Origin of the sequence: Xylophilus sp. ASV27, assembly GCF_016428875.1 — a bacterium.
Lineage (GTDB): Bacteria > Pseudomonadota > Gammaproteobacteria > Burkholderiales > Burkholderiaceae_C > Xylophilus.
This window is the reverse complement of record NZ_JAELTO010000010.1, coordinates 19,212-34,139: the sequence shown is the minus strand read 5'-3', so window position 1 is coordinate 34,139 and position 14,928 is coordinate 19,212. Positions and strand designations below refer to the sequence as shown.

At 64.7% G+C, this 14,928-nt stretch carries 11 protein-coding genes; 2 read left to right on the top strand and 9 right to left on the bottom strand.

The features are described 5' to 3' along the window. Positions 1-69: 69 nt before the first annotated feature. The 3 genes from JHD63_RS03875 to JHD63_RS03865 form a co-directional block, all read right to left on the bottom strand. Positions 70-1,458, bottom strand: a complete 1,389-nt coding sequence (locus tag JHD63_RS03875) for a pseudouridine synthase (protein ID WP_233167573.1) — start codon at positions 1,456-1,458, stop codon at positions 70-72. Then, a complete protein-coding gene (scpB, locus tag JHD63_RS03870; RefSeq protein ID WP_198969347.1) occupies positions 1,455-2,171 on the bottom strand; it encodes an SMC-Scp complex subunit ScpB in 717 nt (238 codons plus the stop codon). The genes JHD63_RS03875 and scpB overlap by 4 nt, the downstream gene beginning before the upstream one ends. A 165-nt stretch (positions 2,172-2,336) precedes the next feature. Continuing rightward, positions 2,337-3,359, bottom strand: a complete 1,023-nt coding sequence (locus JHD63_RS03865; protein ID WP_198969346.1) for an RluA family pseudouridine synthase — start codon at positions 3,357-3,359, stop codon at positions 2,337-2,339. A gap of 14 nt (positions 3,360-3,373) precedes the next feature. Between JHD63_RS03865 and JHD63_RS03860 the strand changes: the two genes are divergently transcribed. Continuing rightward, positions 3,374-4,180 carry an outer membrane protein assembly factor BamD gene (locus JHD63_RS03860; RefSeq protein WP_198969399.1) on the top strand — a complete coding sequence of 269 codons (807 nt, stop codon included), beginning with the start codon at positions 3,374-3,376 and terminating at the stop codon, positions 4,178-4,180. Here the strand turns inward: JHD63_RS03860 and JHD63_RS03855 are convergent. Then, positions 4,143-6,110, bottom strand: a complete 1,968-nt coding sequence (locus tag JHD63_RS03855; RefSeq protein WP_233167587.1) for an ATP-dependent DNA helicase — start codon at positions 6,108-6,110, stop codon at positions 4,143-4,145. The two genes, JHD63_RS03860 and JHD63_RS03855, sit on opposite strands and share 38 nt — an antisense overlap. Before the next feature lie 219 nt (positions 6,111-6,329). Here JHD63_RS03855 and JHD63_RS03850 point away from each other — a divergent pair, with 219 nt between their 5' ends. Then, entirely contained in the window at positions 6,330-7,097 is a 768-nt protein-coding gene (locus JHD63_RS03850; RefSeq protein WP_198969342.1) for a PP2C family protein-serine/threonine phosphatase, read from the top strand. Between the two features lie 21 nt (positions 7,098-7,118). On the opposite strand, the gene JHD63_RS03845 is transcribed toward JHD63_RS03850, so the two are convergent. From JHD63_RS03845 to JHD63_RS03825, 5 genes are all read right to left on the bottom strand, one after another. After that, a complete protein-coding gene (locus JHD63_RS03845) occupies positions 7,119-7,784 on the bottom strand; it encodes a hypothetical protein (RefSeq protein ID WP_198969340.1) in 666 nt (221 codons plus the stop codon). Then, positions 7,784-8,881, bottom strand: coding sequence for a cell division protein ZapE (gene zapE, locus JHD63_RS03840; protein ID WP_198969338.1), 1,098 nt, complete (start codon positions 8,879-8,881; stop codon positions 7,784-7,786). Before zapE ends, JHD63_RS03845 begins: the two co-directional genes overlap by 1 nt. A 13-nt stretch (positions 8,882-8,894) precedes the next feature. After that, positions 8,895-10,322: a dihydrolipoyl dehydrogenase gene (lpdA, locus tag JHD63_RS03835; RefSeq protein WP_198969336.1), complete on the bottom strand. Its 1,428-nt coding sequence runs from the start codon at positions 10,320-10,322 to the stop codon at positions 8,895-8,897. Between the two features lie 148 nt (positions 10,323-10,470). Further along, positions 10,471-11,706, bottom strand: a complete 1,236-nt coding sequence (gene odhB, locus JHD63_RS03830; RefSeq protein ID WP_198969333.1) for a 2-oxoglutarate dehydrogenase complex dihydrolipoyllysine-residue succinyltransferase — start codon at positions 11,704-11,706, stop codon at positions 10,471-10,473. A gap of 45 nt (positions 11,707-11,751) precedes the next feature. After that, positions 11,752-14,619 carry a 2-oxoglutarate dehydrogenase E1 component gene (locus JHD63_RS03825; RefSeq protein ID WP_198969332.1) on the bottom strand — a complete coding sequence of 956 codons (2,868 nt, stop codon included), beginning with the start codon at positions 14,617-14,619 and terminating at the stop codon, positions 11,752-11,754. Positions 14,620-14,928 lie beyond the last annotated feature (309 nt).

Genomic DNA, 14,928 nt, shown 5'->3' with positions numbered 1-14,928 from the left:
TTTTGCCCCGTGGGACAAAGCCGCACATTTTAGCCTGCGGCATGGGCATGGCACGCAAAAGGCCCAGCTTCAGCGACCCCGCCCGCCACGGCGGAAACCACCACCGCCGCCTGACGGCCCCCCTTGGCGCGCCTGCCGCTGGCGGGAGAAGCTATCGGCACCGATGTAGCCGACCGAGGTCTTCATCGGATCGGGCTGGCTGGCACCCGCTTTCTGCCAGTCGCCGTCCCGCGCAGGCTTGCCTGGCTTGCCTTTGCCGGCGAAGCGGTTGTCGCCGCGCGGCGCCCCCTCCCGACGGTTGCGGTCGTTGCCGCCCCGGCCGCGCGCGGGTACTCCACCTCCCGAGGGCTCGCGCCGCTCGGCTCCGGCCGCGCGCATCAGCGCATCGATATCGCGCTCGTCCAATTCGAGCCAGGCGCCACGCTTGAGGCCACGCGGCAGCATCATGGCGCCATAACGGATACGGATCAGCCGGCTGACGGCATGCCCCACCGCCTCCAGCATGCGGCGCACCTCGCGGTTGCGTCCTTCGGAGATGGTGACCCGGTACCAGCAGTTGGAGCCCTCGCCGCCGCCATCCTCGATGGATCCGAACTGCGCCTTGCCATCGGACAGCGTCACGCCCTCGAGCAGGCGCTGTTTCTCGTCGTTGCTCAGCGCCCCCAGCACACGCACGGCGTACTCGCGCTCCAGACCGAAGCGCGGGTGCATCAGCTTGTTGGCCAATTCGCCGGAACTGGTAAACAGCAGCAGTCCTTCGGTGTTGAGGTCGAGGCGGCCGACGGACTGCCACTTGCCCTGCTGAAGACGCGGCAGCTTGCGGAAAACGGTCGGGCGGTTCTGCGGATCGTCATGCGTGACGACTTCACCCACGGGCTTGTGGTAGGCGATGACGCGGGCCGGCGGCGGATCGATGCGATAGCGGATGGGCTTGCCGTTGACCTTCACCTGGTCACCATACTGGATGCGCTGACCGATGTGGGCCGGCTCGTTGTTGACGGAAATGCGCCCTTCAAGGATGAGCTGCTCCATCTCCAGGCGCGAGCCCAGGCCGGCCTGGGCCAGCACCTTGTGCAGCTTGGGCGTCTCCTGCTGAGGCGCCAGCACGCGCTTCGCGGGCAGCAGCACGGCGGCATCGTCCGCTTCGGCATCGAATTTGCCCGAGACCACGTCGTCGAACTGGATGGCTGCCGGCGATCCCTCAGGCTGCAAGGCGCGTGGTGCCGCGGTCGCCTTCACGGGCTCAGCATCCGGCACGGCAGGCGGGAAATCGTGCCCACCCTGGTCCCCATGCAGAGCCGGGATCGCTGTGGAAGCCTCGCCCTCGATCTGCCCCGCCGGCCGGCGCCGGCGCTTGGGCACCGGCACCCTGCCCTCGACGGCGGTCGGGGTGGCGTCACCCGCCTGGGGGCCTTCGTGCTCCGGCGGCAACTGGTCGTCAGGATTGGAATCGTTCATACGGCGTCGGAAGAAGAATGGTCGGGGACGGACTCGGAAGCCTCGCCAGGAGTAGGGAGCGGGGACGGCAGGGGATCGGCCTCGGCCGTAGGTTCAGCCTCACCGGGCATGTCCGCATGCCCGGCATCCGGTACGGGTTTGGACAAGGCCTCGGCATCGCCGCCGTCGATCGCCAGGGCCGCCTGCATGGCCTGCTCCGCGGCCGCACTGTCAGCCACCGGCAGTTGGTCCAGCGAGGCGATGCCCAGGTCGTCAAGAAACTGCCGCGTGGTGGCAAAAAGCGCAGGACGCCCCACGGTGTCGCGATGGCCGATGACTTCGATCCAGCCGCGGTCCTCGATCTGCTTGAGCACCAGGCTGTTGACGGCAACGCCGCGAATGTCCTCGATGTCGCCCCGCGTCACCGGCTGGCGATAGGCGATGATCGCCAGTGTCTCCAGCACCGCCCGGGTATAGCGCGGCGGCTTCTCAGGGTGCAGGCGGTCAAGATAGGGACGCAGGGCCGGCCGGCTCTGGAAGCGCCAGCCGCTGGCCACCTGCACCAGCTCGACGCCCCGCTGCGTCCAGTCGGACTGCAGGTCTTCCAGCAGTTGGCGCAGGGTATCCGCGCCAATGGCATCGTCGAACAGCACGCGCAACTCACGCAGGGCCAACGGCTGCTGCGAGCAGATCAGAGCGGTTTCGAGGATGCGCTTGGCATCCGTCGTATTCATGGGTCGTCGGTCCGGATGGGAGCACGCCTTGCGCAGGCAGTGCGCCGGTGTGCGGGGGTCGAAAGGCGATGGACGGAGAGCTTCGCAAGCCGCCGGGGCATCGGGTCGTGGTGCCGTGGCCACTTCTTGCATGAACGGCCCTGCATGGCTATGCCAGGCCGGGCGTCAGCCGGGATTGTAATCCAGCCCCCACTCCGCCAGGGCATGCATGATGTCCTGTGGCGGAGCAGCCTCGAAGCGCAGGGATTCCCCAGTCACCGGGTGCATGAAAGCCAGGCGCCAGGCATGCAGCGCCTGGCGCTGCAGGCCCGCGGCGGCCGCTCCGCCATAGACTGCGTCGGCCACCAGGGGATGGCCGATCGACGCCAGATGCACCCGAATCTGATGCGTCCGGCCAGTGTGCAGTGCACAGCGCAGCCAGCAGCCATGCTCGGCGTTCTGTATCAGCGTCACGCTCGTGCGCGCCGCCTTGCCTGCCTGCGACGCCAGGTCCACCACCGCCATGCGCAGGCGATTGCGAGGATCACGCCCCACCGCGGCGTCGATGTCCCGCGCCGCAGGGCCGATCCACGCCTTGTGGGCCAGCGCCAGGTACTGACGACTTACCTCGCGCGCGGCGATCGCCCGCACCAGCGCGTCCATGCTCGCCCGGCTGCGCGCCACGAGCATCAGCCCGCTCGTGTCCTTGTCCAGACGGTGCACGATGCCCGCGCGCGGCAGCGTCGCAGCCTCTTCATCGCGCCCGAGCAGAGCATTGAGCAGGGTACCGCTCCAGTTGCCTGGCGCCGGGTGGACCACCAGGCCGGCGGGCTTGTTGACGACCAGCAGGTGCTCGTCCTCGAAAACCACATCGAGCGGCAGGAATTCCGGGCGAAAGGCCTGGCTTTGCGGCGTGGGCCGCAGTTCCACCTGCAGCACGTCGCCGGCACGCACACGGGCGGCCGGCTTCTGCACCAGTTCGCCATTGCTCTGCACGCCGCCCGCTGCCAGCAGTTGCTGGAGGTAACTGCGGGAGAACTCCGGCACGGCCAGAGCGAGGGCCCGGTCCACGCGCTGCCCGTGCAACTCCGCGGAGACGAGCACGCGGCGCCATTCGCTGTCGGGGCCGGCGTCCCCTCCCTCGTCCTGTCCATCCTCGAAAACGGTCGGCAATGGGGGGGTCGATATAATCGCTGTGGTTTTTCTCAAGAAGGTTTTCCGTGATGCGTCGAGTGAAATTATCGGTTCAGCCCATCCTCGCAGCGGCCCTTCTGGCGAGCCTGCTGGCAGGCTGCTCTAGTACGGTTGAGGACAAGACCGCCGGCTGGAGCCCCAACCGGATCTACTCCGAGGCCAAGGACGAGCTCAATTCCGGCTCTTACGATAAGGCCGTCCCCCTTTTTGAGAAGCTGGAAGGGCGCGCGGCCGGTACGGCGCTTGCCCAGCAGGCTCAGCTCGACAAGGCCTATGCGCAGTACAAGGGGGGCGAACAGGCGCAGGCGCTGGCCACGCTGGACCGCTTCATCAAGCTGCACCCGGCCAGCCCGGCGCTCGACTATGCGCTCTACCTCAAGGGTCTGGTCAACTTCAACGACAACCTGGGGCTGTTCTCCTTCATTTCGAGACAGGACCTGTCCGAGCGCGACCAGAAGGCCGCCAAGGATTCTTTCGAGTCCTTCCGCGAGCTGACCACACGCTTTCCCGACTCGCGCTACACCCCGGATGCGCGCCAGCGCATGACCTACATCGTCAACTCGCTGGCCTTGTACGAGGTGCATGTCGCACGTTATTACTTCAACCGCGGCGCCTATGTGGCAGCCATCAACCGGGCGCAGATCGCGATCTCGGACTATCGCGATGTCCCGGCAGTGGAAGAGGCGCTGTACATTCTGATGCGGTCCTACGATGCGCTGGGCATGGTGCAGTTGCGGGATGACACGCGACGCGTGCTGGACACCAATTTCCCGCAGAGCGAGTACCTGGCGCGGGGCTTCAAGCGCAATACGGATCCGTGGTGGAAGGTGTGGTGAGCGATTCCAGCTCCGCATAGAAGGCGTCGTCCGAATCCAGGCGCCGCATGGGTGGCAGTGCGGCCAATAGACGGCGCCCGTAGGGCATGGTGGTGAGCCGGATATCCCCAACTACCAGAATGCCGCGATCAGTCTCGCGCCGTATCAGGCGACCAGCCCCCTGTTTGAGGGCCACCGCGGCCTCTGGCACGGAATAGTCCCGGAAGGCGCTGCGCCCGGCCTGCTCCAGCCGCTGGCTGCGCGCCTCCACCAGAGGATCATGGGGCGGCGGGAAAGGCAGCTTGTCGATCACCACCAGCTGCAGTGCGTCTCCCGGCACGTCCACCCCCTCCCAGAACGAAGCGGACGCCACCAGCACACAGCCCCGCCCGCCATCATTATTGCTGCCTGCGCGGAAACGCTCCATCAGGCGGCGCTTCGGCCACTCCCCCTGCACCAGGACTTCGATGGCGCCGCCGGCGTCGAAGTATTGCCGTAGCGCGTCGCCTATGGTGCGCAAGGCCCGCAGCGTCGTGGTGAGCACGAGCGTCCGGCCACCGAGCCGTTCTGCGGCATCAGCGCACAGGCGCGCCAGTGCCGCCGCATGCCCCGGATCAGCCGGCCGAGGCAGCCATGCCGGCACGTAGAGCGCGGCCTGCGCGGCGTAGTCAAACGGACTGCTCACCTGCAGCACCTTCGCCTCGCCTTCCAAACCACAGGGCTCGGTGAACCAGCGCAACTGAGGCTCGTCGCCCAACGTCGCAGAGGTGAAGATCCAGGCGCGTGGCCGCTCGCCTGGCTCCGAGGTCTCAATGAACTGCGCCATCGATGTCTCCTGCGCGTGCGGAGGCAGGCGCAGCAGGCGGGTGCGGACCGCCGATGCGATGTCCAGCGGAGACTCGACCATGCGCAGCTGTACCCCTGCATCCGCCCAACGGACGGCACCTGCACTGCAGTCTTTGGCGAAATGCGCGGCCTTGCGTTGCAGTTCGAGGCCACGCTCGTGCAACCGCTGGAGGTCCGGCGCCATCTCCATGCAAGTCTCGAGTACGGTCAGAGCCTCCTGGCAGGCGCGATCGATCGTCCGCATGGCATCTTCCCAACCGGAGGGAGAGGCCCCCTCGGGCGCCGAACCGTACCAGCGAAGACGGGCTCCCGGCGCGGCGCTGCCGAGCGAGAGCCGCAGTTCCCGGGCCGAACGCTCGATCGCTTTACTGGCCTCCGGCCAGTCGGCCATCCCGCGGGCATAGGACAGGCCGGCCCCCAGCAGATCGCGGGCAAAGTCCTGCAACTGACCTGTGCTGAACTGCATGCCAAGGAACTGCACGCCGGTTTCGTTGAGCTGGTGCGCCTCGTCGAAAATCGCCACCCGAACTGTCGGCAGTAGCTCGGCGATACCAGACTCCCGCACCGCCAGATCGGCAAAGAAAAGATGGTGGTTGACCACTACGAGATCCGCAGCCAGTGCGTCGCGCCGCGCCGTATTGACATGGCACGACCGCAGCTTCGGGCACTGCGCGCCCAGGCAGTTGTCTCGCGTCGAGGTCACCAACGGGATGACGGGCGAGCGTTCGTCCAGGCCGGGCAACTCCGCCAGATCGCCGGTGCAGGTGGCCTGCGACCATTGCTCGACCTTGGCCAGGCCACGTGCCACGAAAGGATCGACATCTTCCGCGCTCTGCCTGGCAGCGTCGAGGCGATGCAGGCAAAGATAGCTGGAGCGGCCCTTCAGCAGCGCCGTGCGCAACGGTACGCCCAAGGCCTGCACCAGGTGGGGCAGGTCCCGCTGGAACAGTTGGTCTTGCAAGGTCTTGGTCGCCGTGGACACCAGTACACGCTCACCGCTGAGGATGGCCGGCACCAGATAGGAGAAGGTCTTGCCGACGCCGGTGCCGGCCTCGACCACCAGCACACCGCCCTGCTCCACCGTCTCCGCCACGGCGATCGCCATGTCGGCCTGCCCCTCGCGAGTCCGGAACTGGTCGTCGATCCGCGCCAGGGCGCCATCCGGCAGGAAAGCCGCGACGACCTGCTGCACCAGCGGCGAAGGCTCGGGGAAACTGTTCAAGAAGAGTCCGTCAGAAGATGCTGCCAAGGCACCGCAGCCTGGTTCGATAATAGAAATGGGAGGAATGACATGCCGGCATACCGTCGGCATCCACTATCCGGCATGAACACAGGCTACAGGCTCGTCGGCACCACGGGGATCCACAAGGGCGACCGCCATTATCAGCAAGATCAGGTGGCACTGCTGACCCATCCTCACACCCACGGTTGTGTACTGGGCGTGGTGGCCGACGGCATGGGCGGGCGCAGCGGAGGGCGCAAGGCTGCGGACCAGGTCATTCTTACTGCGCGCCAGTTGTTCGAGCGATATGCCCCCGCGCAGGACCGGCCCGCGGACTTCCTGCGCAAGCTAGCGGAGGAAGCCCATCTGGTCATACGTCTGATCGCGATCTCCTCCGAGGAAGAGCCCCACAGCACCTTGGCCGCATTTCTGATCAGCCCACGCGGCGAATGTCACTGGGTGCACGTGGGGGACTCACGGATCTACCACTTTCACCATCGCCAGCTGACCTTTCGCACCGTGGACCACTCCTATGTGCAAGCGCTGGTGGATCGCGGCGAGGTCAGCGAGGCCGATGCCGAAGCCCACCCGCAATCGAACATCCTACTGGCATGCCTGGGAAGCGAGGCCAATCCACCGGTGCGCACTCATGCCATCGCGCAGTTGCAGCCGGGCGACGTGGTCATGGCCTGCAGCGACGGCGTTTGGCATTACCTGCGGCCGCACGAGATGGCGAAGAGCCTCGATACCTTGGCGCCGCGTGAGGCGGTGCACTGGATGATCGAAACCGCCAGGCATCGGGCGCATGGCGCGGGCGACAACCTGTCGGTCGCGGTGATCAAGGTGGAACCGCTGCAAGCCGGGATCTGAGCCACACGAGCCCGGAAGCCATCAAGGCGGAGGGATCGGCAGCGGCTTGGCGGCTGGCTTGCCGCTGTCCCTCTGCTCCTGCTGACGACGCTGCAGCGATTGCCTGCGCTCCTGTGCCGCACGCTGGTTCTCCTCGAAACGCCGCCGCTGCTCAGGCGCGTCGGCAGCACGCTGCTGCTGCGCTGCCTCGGCATCGGCGCGGCTGCGCTCCTGCTGGGCGCGCGACGCACGGGCCCGCTCCGCTTGCGCGGGTTGGGCCGCCTCGCGTTCCTTTCGCTGACGCTCGGCATCCGCCTGCCTTTGCTCGGACGACGCCGAACTTTGCGCGCGGCGCGCAGCACTCTCCTTGTTCTGGATATCCTGCTGCCGCTGCTCCTCCAATCGTGCCTGGCGTTCCCGCTCCTTGCGAGCGCGCTCGCCATCGCGAACCGAGAGCTCCTCCTGGCGCAGTTCCCGCAACGGCGCCCGGTAGCGCGACTTGACCTCGGTCAGGCAGTCATTCACGGCAAACCGCTGATAACAGGCGGTCTGCTCGGCGGCCTGCTTCGCCTGCAGCCCGGCGCGAGCCGCATCGATCTCATGCAGCCTGGCCAACGCAGCATCTGCTTGCGCAAAAGAGGCCTCTCCGGCAGTCGTCTGCGCCATCGCAGTGCCCCACATCAGCCAGAGTAGCAGCAGGAACTTCATCAAGTCAGGCCCGTATCGACGGTGCGGCGCTCCAAAGCCAGGAATTCCGCGGACTGCATCTCGTTGAGGCGCGACACCGTACGGGGAAACTCATGGGCAAGTGGGCCTTCCGTATACAAATCCTCGGGCGGAACCGCGGCGGACAGGATGAGCTTGACCCGGCGGTCATACAGCACATCGACCAGCCAGGTGAACCGTCGCGCCTCCGAGGCCATGCGTACCGGCATGTGCGGGACATTGCTGAGCAACACCGTATGGAACTGAGTGGCGATTTCGAGATAGTCGTTCTGTGAGCGCGGCCCGCCACACAAGGTGGCGAAGTCGAACCATACCACCCCGCCCGCACGGCGTCGCGCCCGGATTTCCCGGCTCTCTATGACCAGCACGGGATCTTCATCCCGGGTCTCCGCCAGGCGGTCGAAAGCCTCACTCATCTCGGCATCGGCCTGCGGCCCCAGGGGCGTATGGTAGAGCCTGACGTGTTCCAGTGTGCGCCTACGGTAATCCGTACCGTTGTCGACGTTGATGACCTCCAGCCGGGCATTGAGCAGGTCGATGGCCGGCAGGATGCGGTCACGGTGCAAACCACCGGGATACAGGTCGTCCGGCTTGAAATTCGAGGTCGTCACAAACCCCACACCGTTCTCGAACAGCGCCATCAGCAGCCGGTGCAGAATCATCGCATCGGTGATGTCCGCAACGTGGAATTCATCGAAGCAGATCAGACGGTAGCGCTGCGCGATGCGCTCGCCCAGCACGTCCAGTGGATTTACAGTGCCCTGCAGGCCCGCAAGCTCGCGATGCACCTCGCGCATGAACTCATGAAAGTGCAGGCGTACCTTGCGCCGCAGGGGGACGGCGCCAAAGAAGCAATCCATGAGAAAGCTCTTGCCCCGCCCCACTCCGCCGTACATGTAGACACCGCGCGGCACCTCGATACGCGCTAGCAGCCGGCGCAAGGTGCTGGAGCGTTTCTCCTTGTAAGCCGCCCAGTCATCTGCGCAACGCTGCAGCGCGTCGACGGCGCGCTCCTGCGCAGGGTCGCTGGCGAAGCCGCGCGTGCGCAACTCGGCCTCGTAGGCCTCCCGGACGGACATGCGGGCAACCACCTCAGAAGTTGAGGGTACGCTTGTCCACCGCCAGGGCGGCTTCCTTGGTGGCTTCGGACAACGAAGGATGCGCGTGACAGATGCGGGCGATGTCTTCTGCGCTGGCCTTGAACTCCATTGCCACGACAGCCTCGGAAATCAGCTCGCTGGCCTGGGGGCCGACGATGTGCACGCCCAGGATTTCATCCGTCTTGGCATCGGCCAGGAACTTGACGAAGCCGGTCGTGTCCCCCAGCGCCCGGGCCCGGCCGTTGGCCAGGAAGGGGAAGGAACCTGCCTTGTAAGCCACGCCATCGGCCTTGAGCTGCTGCTCGGTTTTGCCGACCCATGCGATTTCGGGACTGGTGTAGATCACCCACGGGATGGTGTTGAAGTTGACATGCCCGTGCTGGCCGGCAATTCGCTCAGCGACGGCAACGCCCTCTTCTTCAGCCTTGTGCGCCAGCATCGGGCCGCGCACCACATCACCCACCGCCCAGACGTTGGGCAGGTTGGTCTTGCAATCATCATTGACCACGATGGCACCGCGCTCGTCCAGATGCAGACCGACCTTGCCAGCGTCCAGGCCGATGGTATTGGGCACACGCCCGATGGAGACGATCAGCTTGTCGACATGGAGCGTCTGGGCTTCACCCTTGGCGTCGGTGTAGGCGATGCTCACACCCTTCTTGCTGGACTTGACCTCACCGACCTTGACGCCTAGCTCAATCTTCAGGCCTTGCTTGGTGAAGGCCTTGTGCGCCTCCTTGGCCACCTGCTCGTCCACCGCGCCAAGGAAGGTCGGCAGGCCTTCGAGGATCGTGACATCAGCCCCCAGGCGGCGCCAGACCGAACCCATCTCCAGGCCGATGACACCAGAGCCGATCACGCCCAGCGTCTTCGGCACCGCGCCGATACGCAGAGCACCGTCGTTCGACAGGATGCTCTCCTCGTCGAAGGGCACGCCGGGCAATGCGCGGGCATTGGAACCCGTGGCGATGATGACGTGCTTGGCGGTAATGGTCTCTTCAGCAGCACCGGCGACCTTGAGTTCATAGCCACCGTCCTTCGCGGCGGCGAACGAGGCGCGGCCATGGAAGAAGGTGATCCTGTTCTTCTTGAAGAGGTACTGGATGCCGTCGTTGTTCTGCTTGACGACTGTGTCCTTGCGCCCCAGCAGCTTGGCGAGATCCAGGCTCAGGCCCTTGACCTCGATGCCGTGCTCGCCAAAGTGCTTGGACGCATGCTCGTAGTACTCGGAAGACTGCAGCAGCGCCTTGGACGGGATACAGCCGACGTTGGTACAGGTGCCGCCGAGCGCCGGACCGCCCTTGGCGTTCTTGGCTTCGTCGACCGCCGCCACGCTGAAGCCCAGTTGCGCAGCACGGATGGCGGCCACATAGCCGCCAGGACCGCCACCGATGACGACCACATCAAATTGTTTGGACATTGTGTTCTCTCATTTGCTTGTCACGCGCGTCGGCCGAGGGCTTTCGCAAAACACCCGCGGAACCCGCTTGACCGGGCCGCCGGTGTTGCCCACCGGAGGGGGTTGGCGAAGCGACACGAAGTGCGCGAAGACTGGGGGTGCGTCAGATCTAGATATCGAACAGCAGACGCGACGGATCTTCCAGCGCGTCCTTCATGGCGACCAGGCCGAGCACGGCTTCGCGGCCGTCGATGATGCGGTGGTCGTAAGACATTGCCAGGTAATTCATCGGGCGGATCACGATCTGGCCGTTCTCCACCACCGCGCGGTCCTTGGTCGCGTGCACGCCCAGAATGGCCGACTGCGGGGGATTGATGATGGGCGTGGACAGCATGGAACCGAAGGTACCGCCATTCGAGATGGAAAAGGTCCCGCCGGTCATGTCATCGATGCCCAGCTTGCCGTCTTGCGCTTTCTTGCCGAACTCTGCGATCTTCTTCTCGATGTCGGCAAAGCTCATCTGGTCGGCATTGCGAAGGATGGGAACCACCAGGCCGCGCGGGCTGCCCACGGCAATACCGATGTCGAAGTAGCCGTGATAGACGATGTCATTCCCATCAACCGAAGCGTTGATCACTGGATACTTCTTCAGCGCATGCACGGCGGCCTTGACGAAGAAGCTCATGAAGCCGAGTTTGACGCCATGCTCCTTGGTGAAGCTATCCTGGAAGCGCTTGCGCAACTCCATCACCGGCGCCATGTTCACCTCGTTGAACGTGGTCAGGATGGCATTCGTGGACTGCGATTGCAGCAGACGCTCGGCAATGCGCGCGCGTAGCCGGCTCATGGGCACGCGCTGCTCCGGGCGGTCACCCAGTTCAGCGAAACTGGCAGTCTGCGCAGCGACCTGTGGCAGTGCAGCCTTGGGCGCAGGAGCCGGTGCCGGCGCGGCCTTTGGTGCGGCCACTGCCGCCAGTACATCGCCCTTGGTGACGCGGCCATCCTTGCCGGTACCCGTCACATCCGCGACCGCCAGCTTGTTGTCTGCAAGCAGCTTGGCCGCAGCAGGCATGGCGACGTCGGACTTGTTGCTGGACGACGCAGCGGGGGCGCCCGGCGTGGGGGCAGATGCAGCCGCTGCAGGCGCAGCAGTTGTGGCCTTGCCGTCGGTGTCGATGCGCGCGATCACCTGGTCCGACGCGACCGTTCCGCCGTCACCGACCACGAGTTCTGCCAACACGCCGGCCGAAGGCGCGGGCACTTCGAGCACAACTTTGTCGGTTTCGATCTCGATCAGGATCTCGTCGGCCGCGACGGCTTCACCGACCTTCTTCTTCCATTGCAGCATGGTGGCCTCGGCCACTGACTCGGACAACTGGGGAACTTTGACTTCTACGATAGCCATTTGATTTCTTTCGATTGATCGGGAGAGAGGACCTGGCGTGTGCCCTTATTTGGTCAGCACGAAGCCCTTGAGCTTGGCGAACGCACCGTCGACCAGCGCCTTCTGCTGCTCCTGATGCAAGTGCGAATAGCCCACCGCGGGCGAAGCGGATGCCGCGCGTCCCGAATAGCCCAGACGTTGCCCATCTGCCATGTTTTCGTGGATGTAGTGCTGAACGAAGAACCATGCGCCCTGGTTTTGCGGCTCATCCTGGCACCACACGAGTTCGGTCGCGTGTGGGTACTTCTTGAGTTCCGCAGCAAAGGCCTTGTGCGGGAACGGATACAACTGCTCCACGCGCAGGATCGCAACATCGTCCGCACCCTTCTCTTCGCGCTTCTTGGCAAGGTCGTAGTAGACCTTGCCCGAGCAGGCGATGACGCGCTTGACCTTGTCGGCCTTGAGTTCACGGCTGTCACCGATCACCGTCTTGAAGGCGCCGTGCGTGAAGTCGGCGACCGGTGAGGTCGCATCCTTGTTGCGCAGCAGCGACTTGGGGGTCATGATGATCAGCGGCTTGCGCAGGTCACGCACCATCTGACGGCGCAGCAAGTGGAAGATCTGGGCCGCAGTGGTCGGCTGGACCACCTGCATATTGGTATCGGCCGACAACTGCATGAAACGCTCCAGGCGAGCAGAGCTATGCTCCGGGCCCTGGCCTTCGTAACCGTGCGGCAGCATCAGTGTCAGGCCGTTGACGCGCCCCCACTTCACCTCTCCGGAGGCAATGAACTGGTCGATCACCACCTGTGCACCGTTGGCGAAATCGCCGAACTGTGCTTCCCAGATCACCAGAGTGTTGGGATCGTTGGAGGCGTAGCCGTACTCGAAGCCCAGCACGGCCTCTTCCGACAGGATGGAGTCGATGACGACAAACGGCGCCTGGTTGTCGGCCACATTCGACAAAGGCACATAGATGCCTTCGTCGAATTTTTCGCGCTTCTGGTCGTGGATCACGGCATGGCGGTGCGTGAAGGTGCCACGGCCGCAGTCCTCACCCGACAGACGCACCGGATAGCCGCTGGCCACCAGGGAGGCATAGGCCATGGTCTCGCCCATGCCCCAGTCGACATTGATTTCGCCGCGGCCCATGGCGGCGCGATCGTCATAGACCTTTTTCACCAACTGGTGAGGCGTCACCGACGTGGGGATCGTTGTCACGCGCTCGGCCAGACGTCGCCACTCCGCCAGCGGGATCGCGGTGTCGCCGGCATCGGTCCACTTCTTGCCCAGGTAGGGGCTCCAGTCGACTGCGTACTTGCCCTTGAAGTTGGTGAGCACCGGGTCCGTCGTGTGCTTGCCCGCCTCCATCGCGGCGCGGTACGCCTTGGCCATGTCGTCACCGAGCGTGTCGCCCATCCCCTGGGCGGCGAGCTTGTCGGCGTAGAGCTTGCGCGTGCCCGGATGAGCCGCGATCTTCTTGTACATCAGCGGCTGGGTGAGCGAAGGCGTGTCCTGCTCGTTGTGGCCCAGCTTGCGGTAGCAGATGATGTCCACGACGACGTCCTTCTTGAATTCCATGCGGAACTCGAGCGCGAGCTGGGTCGCCAGCACAACCGCCTCAGGATCATCGGCGTTGACGTGCAGCACCGGCGACTCGATCATCTTGACGACGTCGGTGCAATAGAGCGTGGAGCGACTGTCGCGCGGATCGCTGGTGGTGAAGCCGATCTGGTTGTTGATGACGATGTGCACCGTGCCACCGGTGTGGTAGCCACGCGTCTCGGCGAGGGCCAGCGTTTCCATGATGACGCCTTGACCGGCAAAAGCGGCGTCGCCGTGCACCAGCACCGGCAGCACCTGGCGGCCTTCGGGGTCGCCGCGACGGTCCATGCGGGCACGCACCGAGCCCTCGACCACCGGGTTCACGATTTCCAGATGCGAAGGGTTGAACGCTAGGCTCAGGTGCACGGGACCGCCCGGGGTAGCGACGTCGGAACTGAAGCCCTGGTGGTACTTCACGTCACCACTCGGGAGATCCTCCGGTGCCGTGTGATCGAACTCGGCGAACAAATCGGCAGGCAGCTTGCCCAGCGAATTCACAAGCACGTTCAGGCGACCACGGTGTGCCATGCCGATCACGATTTCCTGCACGCCCTTGGCTCCGGCCTCCTGGATCAGCGCGTCCATGGAGGCGATGAAGCTCTCACCGCCTTCGAGCGAGAAGCGCTTCTGGCCCACATACTTGGTATGGAGGAAGCGCTCAAGCCCCTCGGCAGCGGTCAGGCGGTCGAGAATCCGCTTCTTCTGGTCGGCATTGAGGCTGGGCTTGCTGCGAATGCTCTCGAGCTTCTGCTGCCACCACCGCTTCTGGTTCTGGTCGGTGGTGTACATGTATTCGGCGCCAATGGTGCCGCAATAGGTTTCGCGCAGCGCATTCATGAGCTCGCGCAAGGGCATCGTCTCCTTGCCGAAGAAGGTGTTGCTGGTGTTGAACACCGTCTCCTGGTCGGCATCGGTGAAGCCGTAAAAGGACAGTTCGAGCTCCGGAATGTTCTCACGCTCGGTCCGCTTGAGCGGATCGAGGTCCGCCCAGCGAACGCCAACGTTGCGATACGCCGCAATCAGCTGCTGGACGGCGGTGCGCTTCCGGCCCAACTCGGAATCCGCGTTGGCGACGACGACTTTCGTTTGCCCCTGCTTTGCACGCTCTGCAAACGCATTGATGACCGGCTGATGCGGCACATCGCGCGCGTCGCTGCCGTCGGCGGCAGGCACGTGCTGCAATGCATCAAAGTACTCGCGCCAGTTGTCGGGAACGCTGCCAGGGTTGGCCAGATAGTTCTCGTACATTTCTTCGACGTAAGGGGCATTGCCGCCGAAGAGGTAGGTGTTGCCTAGATAGGCGCTGTAAAGAGACGTGGTCTCGCTCATGAGGCGCTACTTTCGTTTCCCTTGGGAAAACATTAGCTGGTTTGAAACCTTCCGCGACACGGCTGAACCGATTGGCGGATGCGACTGTGGCTGTGGAAGGGCCTTGTACGGGTGGCGATTGTGCCACCGAAACCGCTTTGGCCCGACCTCCCTACGGAAGCCGGCAGCAGGCTGTCGGACTTTGGCGGGTCGGAGCCGCAGAGCAAAGAAGAGGTTCAGCCTGTCGCCGAACCCATGAAAAGGCCGTCCAAGTTGCACGCGTCGACAAAAGGACGAAAGGACGAGTCGTGCAAACGGAGTAGACCGGCA